Origin of the sequence: Cryobacterium algoricola, assembly GCF_004402485.1 — a bacterium.
In the GTDB taxonomy this organism is placed as follows: Bacteria; Actinomycetota; Actinomycetes; order Actinomycetales; family Microbacteriaceae; genus Cryobacterium; species Cryobacterium algoricola.
Genome location: NZ_SOFG01000004.1, coordinates 714651 through 733990 on the forward strand (window position 1 = coordinate 714651; position 19340 = coordinate 733990).

Genomic DNA, 19340 nt, shown 5'->3' on the forward strand with positions numbered 1-19340 from the left:
CGCGAATCGCGCTCGTCTTCGAGGCTAGCGGGTGGCGGAACGGTTCACGGCCCGGCCCACGCCTCCTTCAGGAGTGTGACCGTTTCGTCATCGGAGAGCTGGTGGAAGTCGACGTAGAACTGGCCGATCGCCCAGAATTGCTCCGGGATCTGCACCACGACCACGTCGTCGGCGAGCCTCCGCATCTCGTCGACGACGTCGTCAGGGGCGACCGGCACCGCGAGGACCGTGCGCGCGGCACCCTGGCGCTTCACCGCGGCCAGGGCGGCCTTGGCCGTCGCCCCCGTTGCCAGCCCGTCGTCGACGATCACAACGACCCGACCGGCCGGGCTCACGCGGGCGCGCTCCCCGAGATAGACCGTCCGCCGACGTTCGATCTCGGCGAGCTCGCGACGCCGGGCCCGGCCGAGTCCCGCGGCATCGGCACCGGTCTCGGCGAAGACGTCCTCGTTGACGATCATCTGGGCGTTCTCGCCGTCGACGACGGCGCCCATCGCGACCTCGGGGAATCCAGGCGCACCGAGCTTGCGCACGAGGATCAGGTCGAGGGGCGCGTGCAGGCGCCGGGCGACCTCGAGCGCGACCGGCACTCCCCCGCGGGGAAGGGTATAGACGACGGGGTCGGCGAGGTTCAGGTCGGCGACGAGCTCGGCGAGCAGTCGGCCGGCATCGCGGCGATCGGTGAACATGGTGCCTCCCGGTTCGCTCTGGAGAGTATCCCCGTGTGCGCACTCACCGGAAGACCGAGCGGGCCACGGCCGTGACCTCCAGGCGTACACCCGCCGGCAGCACGAGGGTGAGGACCGGCGGGCGCCAGTATGCGCTGAGTGACACGGTCGCGCTCTGGCCATCCTCGGATGCCGCCCGGGTCACGACCAGGTCCTCGAGGGTGGCGTGCGGGGCCGCCGCGAGGTGGGCATCCGCCGCCGCGCGTACCGCTGTGGAATCGAGTTCGGTGCGCAGCGGGGCCGCCGATCCGTCCGGGGCGACCGTGACCGTGTCGAGGGCGTAGGCCTCCGCCGCGGCGAGCGCGGCACCATCCGCGAGGGTGAGCAGGCGCTTCCGCTCGAGGTAGAGGGACGACGCGGCGACGACCAGGAGGATCACGACGAGCGCGAGGAAGCCGTAGAAGATCGTGAGCAGGAGGGTGGATCCGGCGTCGTCCGGCCGGTCAGCCGCCACGCCAGGGGCCCTCGCGTCGGGTGCCGTGCCCCGCCGCACGGTCATGGTGCGGCTCCCGCCTGCCAGAAACGGGACACGGTCTGGGTGGAGCTTGATTGCAGGGGCACGCTCGCCGTCCCGGTGAGACCCAGCACGTCGGGCACGAGGGGCAGGGACACCCGCAGGCGCACGGTGACCGTCACGACGGCGCGACGGGTCAGGCATCCGCTTGGCGCGGCCGCGCAGTCAATCGTCACCTGCGCGTCCCCGGCCGGGAGGCCGTAGTCGGCGAGGGCGAAGTCCACCGCGCGTTGCGCCCGTTCCGCTGCGACGGCCGCGCTCGGCGCGCGCACATAGACGCGGGCCGCCTGCCGGGCGGCGCCCTCCACGGCGAGTGCGCCACCCTGCAGCACGGACATGGCGAGAACGAGGTAGACGAGCGGTACGAGCAGGATCAGGCCGGTGGTGATGAACTCGAGGGACGCGGACCCTCGGTCGGAGCGGAGGCGGTGGACGAGAGTCCGGTTGCTGAGACACCGGTTGCTGAGACCCCGGGCGCAGAGGGTCCTTGCCACGCCTGCGACGCGCAGACCGCGACCGCTGCCTCGTGTGCTGTCACCCGGAGCCTTCGACGACGGCACGCCCGATCACCTCCAGGCTCCGGTCGGGGCCGAGCAGGCCCAGCAGCGGGAGCGGGGTGACCACCCGCATCCGCACGGTCGGGTAGCCATCGTCGCTCGCGTAGGTCGCGGTCACGTCAGTCGCGAAAGCGGGGCCGAGCGCCGCCACGAGCAGGTCCCGGGTTCTGGCGGCGCCGGCATCGAGTCCGGTGTCGGCGAGCGAGCCGTAGCGGGCGCCCTCGGCGGCGGCATCGAGGACGGTGTTGCGCACATGCAGCGCAAGGGCGAGTTGGAGCACAGTGAGGGTCAGCACCGTCAGCAGTGCCGCGACGAGCACGAACTCGGCCGGCGATGAACCGTGGTCTGCGCCGGCCGCGCGGAGCAGCTTCCGCCGCCGACCGCACGGCGGCGCTCCGGTGCGCTCGGCCCGTTCGCCCCGCTCGGCCCATCCGCCCCGCTCGGCCCATCCGCCCCGCTCACCCCCCTCGATCCAGTCCGGCGGGCCGGTCAGAGTCCGCTCACCCGGGTGATCGCCTGTTGGAAGATGCCGCTGAGCGCCGGCCCGGCGAGGCCCCAGATCACGATGACCAGCCCGGCGGTCATCAGCGTGATCAGGACCCAGCCGGGCACGTCCCCGGTGTCGTCGTGCCACGCGTTCCACTGGCTGCGGATGCGCCGCGTCAGGGTGTTCATATTCGTCTCCTTTACTCGATGGTGGTCGTGCTGGTGGTCGTCGTGCGGGTGCCGATGGTGCCAGAGAGTGGCCTCCGGGTGGAGTCTCGGCTGGCACGGTCAGAAACCGGCCTGCAGGATGAAGAGGCCGGGAAAGATCGCGAAGAGGATGGTCATCGGGAGGATCAAGAACACGAGCGGCACGAGCATGGCGACCTCCTTCTTTCCAGCCACCTCGAGGAGCTCGCGCTTGGCTTCCTCACGGGCGTCTTGCGCCTGGGCGCGCAGCACCTCCGCGAGCGGGGTGCCGCGGTCGAGTGCACCAACGACCTGATCGACGAATCGGGTGAGCGCGGCCAGCTGGAGCGACCTGGCCAGTGAGTGCAGGGCCTCCCCGAGGGAGATCCCGGAGTGCACCTCGGCCACGACGCCGCCGAATTCCCGGGACAGCTCCCCCGCGCTCGTGCGGGACACCCGGGCGAGGGCATCGAGGATGCCTTCCCCGGCCGACAGGGACAGGGTGAGGAACTCGAGGATGGTCGGCAGTTCGCCGCGCATCCGCGTGAGGCGGCCGAGTGCGGCGCGGCGGAGGAGTCCGTCCCAGAGCAGGGCGCCGCCGAGCCCGGCGAGCACGGGTATCGCGGCGGCCGCGAGCAGCGGGAGGGCGTGCAGGGCAGGGACGAATACCACGGCGACGAGGCCGGCGGCCGTGCAGAGCAGCGCGCACACGAGCTGCTGGGACCGGAACTCGTCGAGGCTACGCCGGGACCCGGATTGCCGGAGCCGCCGTTCGACGGTTTCCGACCCGCCGAGCAGGGCCGCGAGCCCGCGTCGTAGCCGGCCGAAGAGCGGCAGGAACAGGGTGCCGAGCACGGGGATCGGATCGACGGTGGTCCGGCCGACGAATGCGCGGGCCTCCGGCGACACGTCCAGGATGTAGGGGGCGAGCCGGTCGGCCAGCCGGGGCCGGCTGAGCCGGGGGAAGACGCTCACGAGCGACCACAGCCCGATGCCGAGCACCACACCAAGGAACACGCCCCAGGCGAGCGGGACGCTCACCGGAACCACCGGCGTTCCTCGGGCAGGCGGCCGATGACGACCATCAGGCGGTACGCGATCACCGACACAGCAAGCCCGGAGACGATGACGACGACCCCGCTGCCGGTGTTGTACGCGACCGCGCCCTCCGGCCGGGAGGACAGCAGCAGGAGCACGATCCAGGGCGCGGCGACGCCGAGCCTGGCGGCGTTGACGACCCAGGATTGCCGGGCTTCCACCTCTGCCCGAATCGCCGCGTCCTGGCGCAACCAGGCGGCGAGGTCGCGGAGCACGAGGGTGAGATCACTGCCGCCCACCTCCCTGGCCATCCGGAGGGTCTCCAGGATGCGATCGGCCACCGGATCGGCGAGGCCCGCCTTGAGCCTGTCGACGGCATAGCCGAAGCTCCCGGTCGCTCGGTAGTCGCGGGAGAAGTCGGCGAAGGCCGCGCGGGTCGGTGCCGGACCTGACTCGGCGAGCGTGCTGACGCTGTCGGGCAGGGCGAGGCCGGAACGCACGGCCGACACCAGATGGTCGACGACGTCCGGCCAGACCGTACGGTTCGATCGGCGCCGTTCGCGGGCCCGCCAGAACACGATCACCATCGGAACCACGACGCCGACCACCCCCGCGACGACGCCGAGGGCCCGCACTCCGGTGAGCGCCTGGGCGAGGGCTGCGCCGGCCAGACCGAGCAGGAGCGAAATCGCGGCGAACGCCGGGAGCGGCAGGGAGCCGAGGCCGGCCTGGGCGAGGGCTCCGCGCAGCGCCACGAGACCACTTTGACGGGGTCGGCCGGTCTCGCCGTCGACCGGGTGGTGGCCTGAAGCCGGAGTGCCCGCCTCAGCCCTGCGGCGGGGCCAGAGGAACGGCGCGGCCATCAGCAGCAGGCCAGCGCCGAGGAGGCAGCCCAGCACGAGCCTCATGCGAGGTCTGCCCGCAGCACGATCGCGGGGTCAAGCCCGACCGCCCGGAACTTGGCGAGCTTGCCGGGGTGGCCGCCCGTCGGCGAGAGACCGCTCCGGTCGGCGAGGAAGATCGGGCTTGCCTCGATCACGGTGCCGGCGAGCCGCCCACTGACTGCGAGGATCTCGGTCACCCGCCGGCGCCCGTGGCGGTCGATCTCGCAGTGCACGACGATGTCGATGCACCCGGCGACGGTCGGCAGCACGAACGCGGAATCGATGTTGCGCCCCGCGAGCAACGGCAAAGTGCAGAGTTTGGCGAGGGCGTCCCTCGCGCTGTTCGCGTGGATCGAGCACATCCCCGGGAGACCGCTGTTGAGGGCGATCAGGAGATCGAGGCTCTCGGCCTCCCGCACCTCTCCGACGACCAGCCGGTCGGGGCGCATCCGCAACGACTCCTTGATCAGGCGCCTCAGAGTGATCTCGCCGCGTCCCTCGAGGCTCGGCTGCCGGCACTGCATCGCCACCACGTCCCTCGCGGACAGGTCGAGTTCGAAGGTCTCCTCGACGGTCACGATACGCTCGGTGCGCCGGGTCGCCGACAGCAGCGCGTTCAGCATCGTGGTCTTCCCGGTCTGGGTGGAACCGGACACGAGGATGTTCTGCCCCGCGAGCACACACATCCGCAGGAACTCCGAGGCCTGCTGGGTGAGCGAGCCGAGGCCGACGAGCTGGTTCAGGTCGCGGATGCGCCGGGTGAACTTCCGGATGTTGACCGACCACTCCCGGGTGATGTCGGGAATCACGACGTGAAGCCGGGACCCGTCCGGCAGGGAGGCGTCGACGAACGGTGAACTGAGGTCGACCCGGCGGCCGGAGGCCTGCAGCATCCGCTCGACGAGGTCGCGCACCTCGCGGGCGCTGAGCACCATGTCGGTGAGCTCGGGAACACCGTCCCGTGCGACGAACACCCGGGACGGCCCGTTGATCCAGATCTCCTCGATCTCGGGATCGTCGAGGAGCGTCTGGAGCGCCCCGAACCCGGTGAGCGAGGCGACGACCTCACGCGCCGCCTGGTGTTCGTCGGCGATGAGCGGATGCGCCCCACCGAGCGCCCGCTCGCTGTAACGCTGAAGCTCGGCGCGCACGTACTGCTCGGCGAGGTGCTCGTCGGAGGCGAGGTCGACGCCGTCACGGCGCACCCGGGAGCGCACCTGCTCGATGATGATGCGGACGGCCTCGCTCATGCGCACAGTGTGCCCGGACGGCCGGATTCCCGTGGAAGTTATCCACAGGCCAGTACGGCCAGCACCGAACGCGGTTCAGCAGGTGGGATACGGAGCGACGAGGCAGCCGTCGACCACGACGCCGGACTCGTCGTTGATGAAGATGCTGACGCCGGTGAAGCTTTCGGGCAGAGCGGCATCGGCAGCACCGGCGAAGTGTTCGAAGCCGCCGACACCCTGCTGGGTCTGCTCGTCGAGCACCCGGACGGTGGCGGTGAAGCCGTCGGTGGCAGCGTCGTAGGCGGGCGCGCTCAGCTCTGCGATGAGCGTGTCTGCCTCATTTCCCGCGTCGTGCAGCACGATGGCGACCGTCGGCGGGTCGGCCACGAAGCCGAATCCGGCCCAGTCCCGCACCAGGTCGGCCGTGGTGAGGGTGCCGGACAGCCGGGCCGGTCGGTCGGAGAACCAGACGGTGTGCCGATCCGCGGTGGCGAGGGTGAGGGCGAACTCGGTGGTCGATCCTGCGACCGGCGTCAGGGTGCCGGCGTCCGCCGAGAGCGAGTAGAGGACGGAGATCGCCTCTTCGGTCGGTGTCGGCGCCGCGGTCTCAGCGACCGCCACGGCATCCGCTGCTGCAGATGCTGCCGCCTCGGTGGGAACTTCCGCCATGCTGCAGGCGGCAAGGCTCGCCGCGAGCACTCCCACAGCGATCAGGGTCCCCGCGAGACGGGTGCCCGCCCGAAGTGTCGATCTCAGTGTCGTGGGTGTCATGCGCGCTCTCCTGCCGCGAAGGGTGTCTGGTGCATCGCCGGTCACCACGTCGCTGAGTCGTTGAAGGATCCGAGGCCGTGGATTTCCACATGGATGCTCGCCGAGCAGGAATCGTCCCCGCTACTGAATTCGCACGCGACGCCGCCGCTGATGCTCCCGCCGCTTAGGGTTCCGCCGAGATCGAGGGTGGCCGAGCTCGGGTTCTTGGTGTCGAGCGAGAAGTTCAGGTAGATGGCGACCGTCGATCCGCGTTCGTAGTTGTAGCCGCCCGAGGTGAACCGGTGCGAGCTGGTGTGGCTGAAGCTGAAGTCCAGGCCGCCAGCGAGGATTCCGGTGCTGGCCGAGTATGCCAGGTCGAAGTCATAGGTGATGTTCCTGTGACTGTATGCAAAATCGATCGTGAGTTCCTGGAGCACCCCGCAGCTCTCCGCGATCGTTCCGCTGAAGGACAGGTTCGTCTTCTTGCCCATCGACATGGTTCCCGAGGTGCCCGCGCTGAAGCTGCCGCACGAGGTCGACGACGTGTCCATGCTCATGTGGAAGTTGAAGGCGCTCACGTCGAATCCACTGGATCCGCCGCTGAGCGACCAGTCGGCCAGCGTCACGTCGCCGTCCATGTGGATACCGCCCTCGGCGGCGACGCTCAGATCGAGGCTCGAATTCATCTGGCCGACGCTGAGGGTCATGTCCCCGGTGAAGCGCACGCTCTGCGCGGCGGCCGTGATCGAGATCGCGAGCTCCATGTCGACGAAGTCGATGCCGCCGAGCACGAGTTGACTGACCGTGGTGTCCGACGTGAACGTCGGAAGTCCGTTCGCGTCCCGCCCGATCGCGAGGTCGATGTCGATCGAGGAGTCGTTGCCGAGGCTGGTGTGGAAGATGAAGGTCGACCCGACGGGGAGCGACTCGGCACCGATTGAACAGCCGCGCGGGGCGATCGCCAGCCGGAAGGTGGATGTCTCGAGCACGCCGCCCTTGATTTGAAGGTAGGTGTTCGGGTCGGTGCTGGCGAAATCGAAGTTGAAGCAGGGATTCAGGTCGGAGACGTTGACATAGAAGTCGCCCTTCATCCAGGTCGAGCCGTGGAAGAGGCTGGGGATGCTCTTAGGGTTGAAGTACACCGTCGCCCCGACGCCGAAGCCGGGTTCGCCCTTCACGACCTCGAGCTGACCGGTCACGCTCCAGAGGTGCGCCCCCGGGATGCCGCCGAAGGCGTCGCTGAGGTACTTGTACCCGCTGCTGGGTGTCCGGAGCGGCACGATCACGCCGTCGCAGGCCGGGTTGCAGGCGCGCGCCGTGGTGCGGGCGCCGGTTGCGGTCAGGGAGATAGTCAGGCCGCTCCCATTGGCCGCAGCGACGGAGAGCACGACGGGGAAGATCGCGCCGTCGGTCGAGTACGAGGCATCGACGCCGAGCGAGATGCTCGTGCTGGTCGGCGTCCTGCTGAGGTGGATGGTGATCGCGTCGAGCGAGAAGCCCTGGCCGGAGGTGCCAACGGCGAGCCGGGCGTCGAGCGTGAAGCTCGCGTCCGCCGCCACGAAGCTCTGGTCCGAGAACGTCGCGATCGCCGGCGCGACCGGGTCGATGCCCGGCTTCCCGATGGAGGTCAGGAGGGCGCCCGGCAGTTGCATGCTGCCGGAAAGGGTGCTCCATCCCTTTGTGAGGGTGACGGGCACGCCGTTCAGGCTGGTGTGAGGGGTGGAGTTCAGGTGGGTCCAGGCCCACCCGGTGAACGTGGTGCCGCCGACGGTGACGCCGTTGACGTTGCCGCCCGTGGTACTGGCCGTCGCCGTGCCGCCTGGCGTGCTGCCCGTGAGGCCGACCTGGGCGATCACGATGCCCGCCGGGGTCCATTCGACACAACCGCCGGTGCTCACGGAGGACCCGATGTATGGCAGGTTCGCGTTGAAGTCCCCACAGAATTCGACGCCGAACCCGTTGTTCTGGGCGCTCAAGTCGGGCATTCCGAGGCCGGGGACCGGCTCCGGGACCGCGGGGCCCTTCCACATAGTCAGGCTCGCTCCGCTGAGTGCCAGGGGGGTTCCGGCCGGGCCGGAGAACGTGACGGTGCCGGCCTTGGCCTGAATGAGTCCCCAGGTTCCGTCGACCAGGATGGCCCCCTGGGCGGTGACCGTCGGTGCCGGTACCGGCAGGGACAACTGCCCATTCGTGAAGCCGAAGAAGACCCCGGTTGCCGCACCACAGGTGCTGACCGGAGTGAGCGGGCAGCTGTTCGAGATGCTCAGGGTGGTGCTGAGGGTGATCCCGGTGGCGAGCGTGCCGGAGACATCGGCTACCGACAGCCCCCAGGCGAGGCTGCTCCCCGGTGAGCTCGTGATGGTGCCGGAAACCTGCCCGGCGGTGATGTCGATGCCGGAGAGGCCGGGCGGTGACCAGGCCGTGGCGGATCCGGATCCGCTGAACGTCAGGGTCCAGGCCGCTGGACCGCTGTAGTCGAGGCCGGCGAAGAGTGTGAAAGCATTACCGGCCTGCGGCCGGACGGCCACGGATCCGACGATGCCGGGCGTGTCGCTCGAGACGCCGATCGATCCGGAGGTGATCGTGGCGCCGCCACCGAGCGATACTCCGCTGAACTGGCCCTTCACATTCCACTGGGGACTGGTCAGGGTCGTTCCCGACGCGTCCTGGGAGCCGGTGGAGCCGTAGGAGCCGGACACCGAGACGGTGGTGCCGTTCAGCTGGAGGGTACCGATTCCGGTGAGGGAATACCCGTCCGGGGTCCACGGTCCGGAGAGGGACAGGGAGTCGGCTCCCGAACTGGCACCGACGGAGAGGACCACGGACCTGGTCATCGGTGCCGAGGAACCTGCCTTCTTCGCGAAGCTCAGGTCGACAGCGGCGGATTTCGCCCAGGCGGCCGGAAGCGCCTGCACGAACTTGTGCTGGCCTGCCAGTCCCAGGTGCACGGTTCCGGACACGGCTCCCGACGCGTCGGCGATCGTCCCCGAAGCCGAGGAGGCGCGCAGGGTGCCGCTGTCCGGGTCGGTGAATTGACCGCCGGCTCCGATGACGGAGACAGACCAGGTGTGCGGGCCGGTGATGGCCAGTTGGCCGGTGGCCGACACGCCATTCACCGCGAGCGTCGCCACCGCAGCCACGGACCAGGTCAGGACCGAGTTGTTCCGGACGATGGTTCCGGTCACGCTACCGTTCTGGACGGTCAGCCCCGCAACGGGCGAGCTGAAGGCACCGTGGCTCCCGGTGACCGTGAGGGACCAGCTGCCGGACCGGGCGGCCGTATTGGCGGCCGCCGTCCGGTTCGTGCACAGGTACGTGGCATCCAGGCTGAGTCCGTCCGGCCCGACGAGGGTGACGGTGCCGCGTCCGCCGTTGTTCGGGGCGCTGAAACTCGTCGCCACGACACCGTCGGCAAGCACGAGGGAGCCGGTGCTCGCCCCCGAGCAGAACGGGTAGTTGATCGATGGAACCGTGGGCGGCGCTGCCGACAGCTGCGCCCCTGTCATCGTCGCCCCGGTGAAGATGGTGCCCGTGAGGGTGGCACCGAGCAGGTTCGCCCCGGTGAGATTGGCGCCGGTGAAGTCGGCACCGGCGAGATTCGCTCCGCTGAGATCCGCGCCGCTGAGATCCGCGCCGGTGAGATCTGCGCCGGTGAGGTTCACTCCGGAGAGCTTGGCTCCGGCGAGGTCCGCTCCCTCGCAGACCGTGTACGGCTGGATCAGGCAGCCGTTCACGACCGTGCCCGCGACGTCGTCGATGAAAAGCGACACCCCGTCGAAGGCTTCCGGCAGGGCGGCATCCGCGTTCGTGGCATGTTGGGACAGCTTGCCGGAGAGCCCGTCCTGTTCGGTCTCCTCCAGGATGCGCACGGTCGCCGTGAACGTGCCACTGGCAGCATCGAACGTGGGGGCCTGCATCTCCGCGACGACGGTGTCCGCCTCCGGACCGACATCGTGCAGCACGACGGCGACGTTGGGCGGGTCTGCGGCGAACCCGAAGCCCGCCCACTCGCTTGCAAACCCACCGGTCGGCATCACGCCTGCCTTGCGGGAAGGCTGGTCGGCGAACCAGAGCACCTGCTTGTCCGTGTCCGAAAGCACGAGGGCGTATTCATCGTCCGAGCCGGCAATCCGGGTCAGGGTGCCTGCGGTCGCACTCAGGGAGTAAAGCAGGGAGACGGCCTCTGCGGGATCTTCGACGCGGGTGGACGCGGCCAGGGCGTCAGAGGCTGCGGTCGACACACCGGGTGCCGAGGTGCCGGAGGGCGCGGCGGTGGGCTGCGCGCCGCTCGCGTTCAGCACGGCCCAGGCGCCCAGCGCCGTCACGGCGGCAAGGGCAAGCCCGGCGACGACGACCGCGACCGGGCGGCCGAGACCGCGTCGCCCGCGTCGCCCGCCGCGCTCCCGTGCCGATGCCGATGCCGGAACGCTGCCGTCGCCGCCTGCCGGGCGAGCGTCGTCAGTAGCGTCGTGTGCAGAGTCGTTGTCTGGCATCGTCGTCCCCCGTATGGCGCTGTTCGCGCGAGGCCCGACGATCGTGTGACGTATTGCCTGATCATGAGCGTAGCGGCTACCCCCGTTCGGGGTACACCATTCGGTGAGACGAGTTTCGCGGGCGTCAGCGGGCCGACCAGCCGCCGTCCATTCCGTAACTCGACCCGGTGACCATCGCCGCGTCCGCGGACGCGAGCCAGGCTACGAGCGAACCGACCTCCGCCGGCTCGACGAGACGCTTGACGGCGCTCTCGGTGAGCATGATCCGGCTGAGCACCTCCTCCTCCGGGATGCCATGCACGAGAGCCTGGTCGGCGATCTGCTTCTCGACCATCGGTGTGCGCACATAGCCGGGGCTCACACAGTTGCTCGTGACCCCGTGGTCACCGCCCTCGAGGGCCGTGACCTTGGAGAGGCCCTCGAGACCGTGCTTCGCCGAGACGTACGCGGCCTTGAACGGCGAGGCGCGGATGCCGTGCACCGAGGTGACATTGATCACCCGTCCGAAGCCGCGCTTGTACATCCCGGGAAGCGCCGCCCGGATCAGCAGGAAAGGCGCCTCGAGCATGAGCGCGAGGATGAGCCGGAAGTCGGCGGGGTCGAAGTCGGGGATCGGGTTGATGCGCTGGATCCCCGCGTTGTTCACCAGGATGTCCACGTCGCCGAGCACCCCGGCGAGCAGCCCGTCGGTGAGGGCGAGCGTGTCGGCGAGGTCCACGGTCCAGCTCGAGCCGCCCACCTCCGCGGCGAGCGCAGAAGCGCTCGCCGCGTCGATGTCCGCGACCGTGACGTGCGCTCCGCGAGCGGCCAGGGAGCGCACGACGGCCTCGCCGATGCCGCTCGCTCCCCCGGTGACGAGGGCGCGCCGCCCCGCGAGGGACTGTTCCACGGTCACCGCAGCGCCGGGGCCGGTTCGAGGCCGTGCCTGGCGGCATCCGCTGCGTCGACGTCGCGGAGCGAGATACCGTTGGTCTCCTTGAGCGTCACGACGGCCACGACGGTGATCGCACAGGCGATCACGAGGTAGAACGCGACCGGCAGCCAGGACTGGTACTGCTTCAGCAGCGCGGTCGCGATGATCGGCGCGAGCGAGCCGGCGAGGATCGACGTGACCTGGTAGCCGAGGGAGACGCCGGAGTAGCGCATCCGGGTCGGGAACATCTCGGCCATGATCGCCGGCTGCCCGGCATACATGAAGGCGTGGAAGCACAGCCCGATCGTGATCGCGGCGACGATGACGACCGGGTTGAGGGTGTCGAACATCGGGAAGGCGAAGAACGCCCAGCTCGCACCGAGAATCGCACCGGTGAGGTAGATCGGCTTGCGACCGAAACGGTCGGAGAGCCGGCCGACCTGCGGGATCACGAGGAAGTGCACCACGTGGGCGATCAGCAGGGCCAGGAGCAGCTGGCTGGTGTTGTACTTGTGCACGGTGACGAGGTAGACGATCGAGAAGCTCACGATCGTGTAATAGAGGATGTTCTCGGCGAACCGCAGTCCCATCGCGCCGAGGATTCCGCGCGGGTACTTGCGGACGACCTCCATCACGCCGTAGCTGATGGCCTTCTCAGCCTCGACCTGGGCGCGGGCCTCGAGGAAGATCGGCGCCTCGCTGACGTGGGTGCGGATGTAGTAGCCGATCACGACGATGATCGCGGACAGCCAGAACGCGACCCGCCAACCCCAGCCGAGGAACTGCTCGGCGGGCAGGATCCACGACATGGTGAGCAGCACGAGGGTCGCGAGCAGGTTGCCGACCGGCACGGCGGCCTGCGGCCAGCTCGACCAGAAGCCGCGCGACTTGTCCGGGCTGTGCTCGGCGACGAGCAGCACGGCGCCGCCCCACTCCCCGCCGACGGCGAAGCCCTGGATGAAGCGCAGCGCCACGAGGAGGGCGGGCGCCCAGTAGCCGATCGTGTTGTAGCCGGGGAGGCAGCCCATCAGGAAGGTCGCCGCCCCGACGAGGATGATCGTGACCTGCAGGGTGTGCTTGCGGCCGAGGCGATCGCCGATCTGGCCGAAGACGATGCCGCCGAGCGGCCGGGCGATGAAGCCCACCGCGTAGGTGAGGAACGCGGCGATGATCCCGTCGAGGTCGCTGCCCGCGTTCGGGAAGAAGAACTTACCGAAGACGAGGCTCGCCGCGGTCGCGTAGAGGAAGAATTCGTACCATTCGACGACCGTCCCCACCATCGAGGCGGCCACGATCTTCCTGAGGCCGGAGGTCTCTTCCCGGTTCTCGCGCGATCCCGCGCCTCCGGGGCTGTCGGCAGTGATGCGTTCGTTGACGCTCATGTCTGTCTCCTTCGGTGTCGTCGCTGACACTGTCTGTGGATGCCGGGGGCGGGTTGCCGCCCCGGCTCCCCTGAGTATTGCCGCCCGTCGGCTCTGCGGCCATGACCACTTCCGAACTCCGTGTGTGCATAATTGCAGACATGACCGGACCCCGACCCGCCCTGCCGCCGAACGCCGACGACCTCCTGGTGCTGCTCGCCGTCGCCCGCAGCGGCAGGTTCGTGACCGCGGCGGACAGCCTCGGCCTCAATCACACCACGGTCTCACGCCGCATCGCGGCCCTCGAGAAGGCGCTCGACGGCCGGGTGCTCTCCCGCACCGTCGGCGGCTGGGAGCTGACGGAGCTCGGCGCCCGCGCGGTCAACGCAGCGGAGAACGTCGAGGCCGCCGTCTCCCTCCTCGGCGGGCCTCCTGGGCAGGCGACGCAGTTGTCCGGCGTCGTCCGGCTCTCCGCGACGGATGGCTTCAGCGCGTACATCGCGACGCCGGCGGTCGCCGCCCTGCAGCGCCGGCATCCCGGCCTGCGGGTCGAGATCGTCACGGTGACGCGGCGCGCGCTCCAGCACCGGTCCGGGCTCGACATCGAGGTCGTCGTCGGTGAGCCGCAGGTGCACCGGGCGGACGCGATCCTGCTCGGGCACTATGTCCTCGGCATGTACGCGTCTCGGGACTACCTCGCCGAGAAGGGCACACCCGCGAGCGTTGCCGAGCTCACCGAGCATCCGCTCGTCTACTTCGTGGATTCGATGCTGCTCGTCGACGACCTCGACGCCCCGCGGCGGCAGGTGCCGTCGATGCGCCCCTCGCTGAGTTCGACCAACGTTTTCGTGCACGTCGAAGCGACCAGGGCCGGCGCGGGGATCGGTTTCCTGCCCTGCTTCATGGCCGACCAGCACCCGGACCTCGTTCGCCTCCTGCCGGACAAGTTCAAGGAGGAACTGCCGTACTGGATGGTGCTCCGCCCCGAATCCCTGCACCAGCCCGCTGTCGCCGCCGTCGTCGACGCCCTCCGCGCCCGGACCTCCGCGTTCACCGAAGCCCTGCAGGGCCGCGGCCGGGCAGGCTGACCACGCGATCTGGCTACACTGGAACGGCACAAGCGGGAGTGGTGAAATTGGCAGACACGCAGGATTTAGGTTCCTGTGCTTTCGAGCGTGGGGGTTCAAGTCCCCTCTCCCGCACATGATGAGCACCTCGGCCCTCGACGGCCAACTGACCGATCTGCTCGCGAACACCGGCGCCATCGTGTTCTACCTGCTCGTCTGGGCCCTCGTCTTCGCAGGGACCGCGGTGTTCCTCGGAGTCTTCATCCCGTTCATCACCGGGGATTCCCTCCTCTTCGGGTCGGGGCTCGTCGCGGCATCGGCGGCGAACGTGGACATCGTCGTGCTGATGATCGGCACCGGCCTGGCCGCGTTCCTCGGCGACCAGGTGGGATTCCTGCTCGGACGGCACTTCGGCCGCGGTTACCTCGACCGCCGCGGCGGCCGCCGCACCCGCGCGGCCATCGTGAAGACCGAGACCTTCTACCGGAAATACGGCTGGTGGTCCGTCGTGATCGCCCGCTTCATGCCCTGGGCGCGCGTCTTCGTGCCCGTCATCGCGGGGGTCGGCCGGATGAACTACTACCGGTTCCTCTCGAGCAACCTCGTCGGCGCACTCGCCTGGGGCGTCGGGCTCACCCTGACCGGATACTTCGCGGCGAGCCTGCCCGGTGTGAAGAGCGCCGCGTATGTCATCGCCGGCGTCTTCATCGCGGCATCCATCTTCTTCGGCGGGCGCACCTGGCTCGCCGACCGCGCCGAGAACCGTCGCGACGCGGACGGCGACGACCGACCGGACGGCCCCGCCGATACCCCGGCCGACGGCCCCGCGGCCGGGTAACTCACGGTTTTCGCCCTCCGTTTAGCGCTAGCCTGTTACAGACCATCCCTGCTCATCACCGTGCGGTCGACATGGCCACCACCGACTGGAGTCATCTTCGTGCTCAACACTGCTCTCAACCACGCCGGACTCATCCCGTGGCTTGACCCGGTAAACCTCATCGACGGGTTCGGTCCGTGGGCCCTTCTCGGTGTGTGCGCGATCATCTTCGCCGAGACCGGCCTGCTGGTCGGCTTCCTGTTGCCCGGCGACACCCTCCTCGTCATCACCGGCCTGCTCACCTTCGCGGGTGTCATCCACATCAACATCTGGTGGGTCGCCCTCGCCATCGGCTTCGCCGCGTTCCTCGGCGGCGAGTGCGGCTACCTGATCGGCCACAAGCTCGGCCCGCGCGTCTTCGAACGCAAGGAATCCGGTCTCTTCAGCGTCGAGAACGTGCAGCGCACCAACGGCTTCTTCGAACGCTTCGGCGGCTTCGCCGTCATCGTTGCCCGGTTCGTGCCGATCGTGCGCACCTTCGCTCCGGTCGCCGCAGGCGTCGGCCACATGAACTACCGCAAGTACTCGCTGTACAACCTCGTCGGCGCCATGATCTGGGGCGCCGGCCTCACCTTCGCCGGGTACTTCCTGGGCTACATCCCCCCGGTCGCCGACTTCGTCACGCACTACATCGACCTCATCCTGATCGCGGCCGTGCTCGGCACGCTCATCCCCACCGCGTTCCACTACGTGCAGTCCTCGCGCAAGGCGAAGAAGGCCAAGGCGCTCGCCGCCGCCGCACCGGCGACGACCGAAACCGGCAGCCTCGTCCTCGACGCGGATGCCTTCACCGGCCACCCCAAGCACGACAACTGACGCTCCCTCCGTCCGTCCCCGTCGTTCCCTGACCACGGCGTGCTGTGGTCGGCGTGTGCCGGAACCGGAGCCGGGCTCAGCGGTGCGGGGAGTCCTCGTGGTCGGCGTGCTCGGCCGGCTCGAGCTGGAACGTCGAATGTTCGACGTCGAAGTGGGTGCTGAGGCACTCCGAGAGAGTGTCGAGCAGCGCCCCCGCACCACCGGACTGCAGCACGGCGGGTTCGACCACGACGTGCGCGCTGAACACGTGCGCACCGGACGTGATCGCCCAGACGTGCACGTCGTGCACTGCGGCGACCCCCGGCGTGTCGAGCAGGTGCCTGCGGATCTCGGCGACGTCCGTGTCGACGGGCACCGATTCGCTCAGCACCCGGACGACGTCCCTGAGCAGGGTGAAGCAGCGCGGCACAATCATGGCCGCGATCACCAGGGACGCGATCGAGTCCGCCTGCTCGAACCCGGTGGTGAGAATGACCCCGGCCGCCACGATCACCGCGACGGATCCGAGGGTGTCACCGAGCACCTCGAGGTAGGCGCCGCGCATGTTGATCGACGAGCCGGAGGCCGGACGCAGCAGGAACAGCGCCCCCAGGTTCGCAATGAGTCCGATCACGGCGACCCAGAGCATCGGTCCGGCCTGCACCTGGCCCTCGCCGGGCCCGAGCAGCCGCGAAACCGCGCCGATCACGACCGACACGGCGACGCCGAGCAGGATCAGCCCGTTGATGAGGGCGCCGAACACCTCGGCGCGCTGGTAGCCGAACGTCTGCCGGTCGGTCGCCGGCCGGGCCGCGACGATGGTGGCGAGGAGGGCGATGATCAGGCCGGCGAGGTCGGAGAACATGTGGCCGGCATCGGCGAGCAGGGAGAGGGAGCCGGTCAGCCAGGCTCCGGCGACCTCGACGAGGAGCACAACGGCGACGATCCCGATCGCGAACGTCAAACGCGTGCGATTGGCGGCGGATGCCGTTCCGTGTCCGTGCGCGTGATCGTGGCCCATGCCTCAACGCTAGGCCGTGCCGGGGTGCGTCGCCAGTTCAGCGGCCAGTTGGGAATGAGTGCCGTTATCAGTGGCGCGGCGGCCCGGGAAGACTGCTCAGAGAAAGGGAGCGCCCCCGCGCGCCGCCGGTCAGCCGAGCAGCCCGTCGGCCGGTCAGCCGAGCAGTTCCCTCAGCACCGGCACGAGCCCGTCGAAGGCGCGCGCCCGGTGGCTGTCGCGGTTCTTGACGGATGCCGTCAGCTCGGCCGCCGAGATCGCGTAGCCGTCCGGAAGGAAGATCGGGTCGTAGCCGAAGCCACCGGCACCCGCGGCCTCCGTCAGGATCCGGCCGGGCCACTCCCCCGTGACGAACCGTTCGGTGCCGTCGGGAAGCGCCAGGGCGGCGACACAGGTGAAGTGCGCCGCGCGGTGCTCGGCTGGCACGTCCGCGAGCTGCCAGAGCAGCAGCCGCAGGTTCTCGCCGGAGTCCCTGGCCGGGCCGGACCAGCGTGCGGAGAAGATGCCGGGAGAGCCGCCGAGGATGTCCACGCAGATTCCGGAGTCGTCCGCGATGGCGGGCAGGCCGGTGTGTGCCGCGGCCGCCCTCGCCTTGATCAGCGCGTTCTCGGCGAAGGTCGTGCCGTCTTCGACGGGCTCCGGGCCGTCGTACGCGAGTACGTCCACCCCGGGCAGCTGGGGCGCGAGAATGCGGCGCAGCTCATCGACCTTGTGCGCGTTGTGGGTGGCCAGGACGACCCGCATGGTGTCAGCACGCATCGGTCAGCGCCCGAGGGCGGCGTTCTGCAGTTCGGTCAGGCTGACGGTGCCCGCGAGGGCGAGGTCGAGCAGTGAGTTCAGTTCCGCACGGTCGAAGGGGGCACCCTCTGCCGTGCCCTGCACCTCGACGAAGGAACCACGGCCGGTGACGACGACGTTCATGTCGGTCTGGGCACTGGAGTCCTCGGTATATGCGAGGTCGAGCATGGGCACGCCCTTGACGATGCCGACGGAGATCGCGGCGACGCTGTCGGTGAGCGGCTGCGCCTTCTGGCCGATGAACTTCTGTTCGCGGCCCCACTCGAGCGCGTCGAACAGTGCCACGTAGGCCCCGGTGATCGCGGCGGTACGGGTACCGCCATCCGCCTGGAGCACGTCGCAGTCGATCACGATGGTGTTCTCGCCGAGAGCCTTCATGTCGACGACCGCACGGAGGCTGCGGCCGACGAGACGGCTGATCTCGTGCGTCCGGCCGCCGATCTTGCCCTTGACAGCCTCGCGAGCCATCCGCTCGTTCGTGGAACGCGGGAGCATCGCGTATTCCGCGGTGACCCAGCCCTTGCCCTTACCGCTCATCCAGCGGGGAACCCCGTTGGTGAAGGACGCGGTGCAGAGCACCTTCGTGCGCCCGCAGGAGATGAGCGCCGACCCTTCGGCCTGGTCGCTCCAGCCGCGCTCGATCGTGACCGGCCGTAGCTCGTCGATGGCTCGTCCGTCTGCGCGCACGATGTCGGTCATGAGGTCTCCTTGGTGTGCCGGGAATCCCTCGGGTGGAGGAGGGACGCTGCGTGGTGGTGGTCGGAATTGGGATGGGTTGCGGCGAATTCGACGAGCTCGCTGAGGCTGAACACGCCGGTCTCGACGAGGTCGACCGTGGAGACCTCCGGACCGGCCAGGCGGTGTGCGAGGTCGAGGAAGTCCTCGGCGCTGTTGCCCGTCGCCTCGTACCGGTAGCTCGGCGGTGCCTTCTCGGTGCGGGCGAGGCCCTGCCCGACGAGGATCCGGTAGACGTCGTTCGCGGTCTCGGTGTCGCTCGAGACGATCGAAACGCCGTCGCCCATCACGTAGGAGATCGCGCCGCGGAGGAACGGATAGTGCGTGCAGCCGAGCACGAGGGTGTCGATGTCCGCCGCGCGGAGGGGGGCAAGGTATTCCTCGGCGACGGCGAGCACCTCGTCGCCGGTCGTGACGCCTGCTTCGACGAATTCGACGAACCGGGGGCAGGCCTGGGTGAAGAGCCTGATGTTGGTCGCGGCAGCGAAGGCGTCTTCGTACGCCCGCGAATTCACGGTGCCGATCGTGCCGATCACGCCGACCCTGTGGTTGCGGGTCGTGCCGACGGCGCGTCGGACGGCGGGCTGGATGACCTCGACCACCGGGACGCTATAGCGTTCCCGCGCATCGCGGAGCACAGCGGCCGACGCGGTATTGCAGGCAATTACCAGCATCTTCACGTCCTGGGCCACGAGGTCGTCGAGAACCTTGAGCGCGAAGCCGCGCACGTCGGCGATCTTCTTCGGTCCGTACGGCGAATTCGCCGTGTCGCCGATGTACAGGATCGACTCGTTGGGCAGCTGGTCCTTGATCGCCCGCGCGACGGTCAAACCGCCGACGCCAGAATCGAAAATTCCTATGGGTGCATCCGTCACGACAGTCGAGCTTAGTCGGCCCGGCTGACCGGGCCC

The 19340-nt window shown here is 69.3% G+C and carries 19 protein-coding genes and 1 tRNA gene; 4 read left to right on the top strand and 16 right to left on the bottom strand.

Annotation, left to right across the window (positions count from 1 at the left end; all coding sequences use genetic code 11):
- Positions 1–44: 44 nt before the first annotated feature.
- The 12 genes from E3O44_RS03770 to E3O44_RS03830 all read right to left on the bottom strand — a co-directional run bounded on the left by E3O44_RS03770 (position 45) and on the right by E3O44_RS03830 (position 13160).
- On the bottom strand, positions 45–689 hold the full coding sequence (locus tag E3O44_RS03770) for a phosphoribosyltransferase (RefSeq protein WP_134532606.1): 645 nt from the start codon (positions 687–689) through the stop codon (positions 45–47).
- 43 nt (positions 690–732) lie between these two features.
- Positions 733–1227 (bottom strand): pilus assembly protein TadG-related protein, encoded by a 495-nt coding sequence (locus E3O44_RS03775; protein ID WP_134532608.1) that lies wholly within the window; start codon positions 1225–1227, stop codon positions 733–735.
- Positions 1224–1736, bottom strand: a complete 513-nt coding sequence (locus E3O44_RS03780; RefSeq protein WP_134532611.1) for a hypothetical protein — start codon at positions 1734–1736, stop codon at positions 1224–1226. The genes E3O44_RS03775 and E3O44_RS03780 overlap by 4 nt, the downstream gene beginning before the upstream one ends.
- Positions 1737–1776: 40 nt before the next feature.
- Positions 1777–2166: a TadE/TadG family type IV pilus assembly protein gene (locus E3O44_RS03785; protein WP_134532614.1), complete on the bottom strand. Its 390-nt coding sequence runs from the start codon at positions 2164–2166 to the stop codon at positions 1777–1779.
- A gap of 122 nt (positions 2167–2288) precedes the next feature.
- Positions 2289–2474: a hypothetical protein gene (locus E3O44_RS03790; RefSeq protein ID WP_134532616.1), complete on the bottom strand. Its 186-nt coding sequence runs from the start codon at positions 2472–2474 to the stop codon at positions 2289–2291.
- A gap of 99 nt (positions 2475–2573) precedes the next feature.
- Positions 2574–3521: a type II secretion system F family protein gene (locus E3O44_RS03795; protein WP_241975997.1), complete on the bottom strand. Its 948-nt coding sequence runs from the start codon at positions 3519–3521 to the stop codon at positions 2574–2576.
- A complete protein-coding gene (locus tag E3O44_RS03800) occupies positions 3509–4417 on the bottom strand; it encodes a type II secretion system F family protein (RefSeq protein ID WP_134532619.1) in 909 nt (302 codons plus the stop codon). Before E3O44_RS03800 ends, E3O44_RS03795 begins: the two co-directional genes overlap by 13 nt.
- Positions 4414–5643 carry a TadA family conjugal transfer-associated ATPase gene (locus tag E3O44_RS03805; protein WP_134532622.1) on the bottom strand — a complete coding sequence of 410 codons (1230 nt, stop codon included), beginning with the start codon at positions 5641–5643 and terminating at the stop codon, positions 4414–4416. The genes E3O44_RS03800 and E3O44_RS03805 overlap by 4 nt, the downstream gene beginning before the upstream one ends.
- Before the next feature lie 75 nt (positions 5644–5718).
- Entirely contained in the window at positions 5719–6393 is a 675-nt protein-coding gene (locus tag E3O44_RS03810) for a hypothetical protein (RefSeq protein ID WP_134532624.1), read from the bottom strand.
- A gap of 41 nt (positions 6394–6434) precedes the next feature.
- A complete protein-coding gene (locus E3O44_RS19120; protein ID WP_166792523.1) occupies positions 6435–10865 on the bottom strand; it encodes a pentapeptide repeat-containing protein in 4431 nt (1476 codons plus the stop codon).
- A gap of 124 nt (positions 10866–10989) precedes the next feature.
- Positions 10990–11754, bottom strand: coding sequence for a 3-hydroxybutyrate dehydrogenase (locus tag E3O44_RS03825; protein WP_134533026.1), 765 nt, complete (start codon positions 11752–11754; stop codon positions 10990–10992).
- A gap of 2 nt (positions 11755–11756) precedes the next feature.
- Positions 11757–13160 (bottom strand): MFS transporter, encoded by a 1404-nt coding sequence (locus tag E3O44_RS03830; protein ID WP_134532629.1) that lies wholly within the window; start codon positions 13158–13160, stop codon positions 11757–11759.
- Between the two features lie 140 nt (positions 13161–13300).
- On the opposite strand from E3O44_RS03830, the gene E3O44_RS03835 reads away from it, so the two are divergent.
- From E3O44_RS03835 to E3O44_RS03850, 4 genes are all read left to right on the top strand, one after another.
- Positions 13301–14227 carry a LysR family transcriptional regulator gene (locus tag E3O44_RS03835; protein WP_241975998.1) on the top strand — a complete coding sequence of 309 codons (927 nt, stop codon included), beginning with the start codon at positions 13301–13303 and terminating at the stop codon, positions 14225–14227.
- 32 nt (positions 14228–14259) lie between these two features.
- A tRNA-Leu gene (locus tag E3O44_RS03840) sits at positions 14260–14341 on the top strand.
- A 1-nt stretch (position 14342) separates the two neighbouring features.
- The gene (locus E3O44_RS03845) at positions 14343–15044 is read left to right on the top strand and encodes a DedA family protein (RefSeq protein WP_134532634.1); all 702 of its coding nucleotides are present in this window, start codon (positions 14343–14345) and stop codon (positions 15042–15044) included.
- Between the two features lie 99 nt (positions 15045–15143).
- Positions 15144–15899, top strand: a complete 756-nt coding sequence (locus E3O44_RS03850) for a DedA family protein (RefSeq protein ID WP_166792524.1) — start codon at positions 15144–15146, stop codon at positions 15897–15899.
- Between the two features lie 76 nt (positions 15900–15975).
- On the opposite strand, the gene E3O44_RS03855 is transcribed toward E3O44_RS03850, so the two are convergent.
- The 4 genes from E3O44_RS03855 to murI all read right to left on the bottom strand — a co-directional run bounded on the left by E3O44_RS03855 (position 15976) and on the right by murI (position 19304).
- Entirely contained in the window at positions 15976–16899 is a 924-nt protein-coding gene (locus E3O44_RS03855) for a cation diffusion facilitator family transporter (RefSeq protein ID WP_134532637.1), read from the bottom strand.
- Between the two features lie 153 nt (positions 16900–17052).
- Positions 17053–17655 carry an RdgB/HAM1 family non-canonical purine NTP pyrophosphatase gene (rdgB, locus tag E3O44_RS03860; RefSeq protein ID WP_134532639.1) on the bottom strand — a complete coding sequence of 201 codons (603 nt, stop codon included), beginning with the start codon at positions 17653–17655 and terminating at the stop codon, positions 17053–17055.
- A 3-nt stretch (positions 17656–17658) separates the two neighbouring features.
- Positions 17659–18393 carry a ribonuclease PH gene (gene rph / locus E3O44_RS03865; RefSeq protein WP_134532641.1) on the bottom strand — a complete coding sequence of 245 codons (735 nt, stop codon included), beginning with the start codon at positions 18391–18393 and terminating at the stop codon, positions 17659–17661.
- Positions 18390–19304 (bottom strand): glutamate racemase, encoded by a 915-nt coding sequence (murI, locus tag E3O44_RS03870; protein WP_134532644.1) that lies wholly within the window; start codon positions 19302–19304, stop codon positions 18390–18392. Before murI ends, rph begins: the two co-directional genes overlap by 4 nt.
- Positions 19305–19340 lie beyond the last annotated feature (36 nt).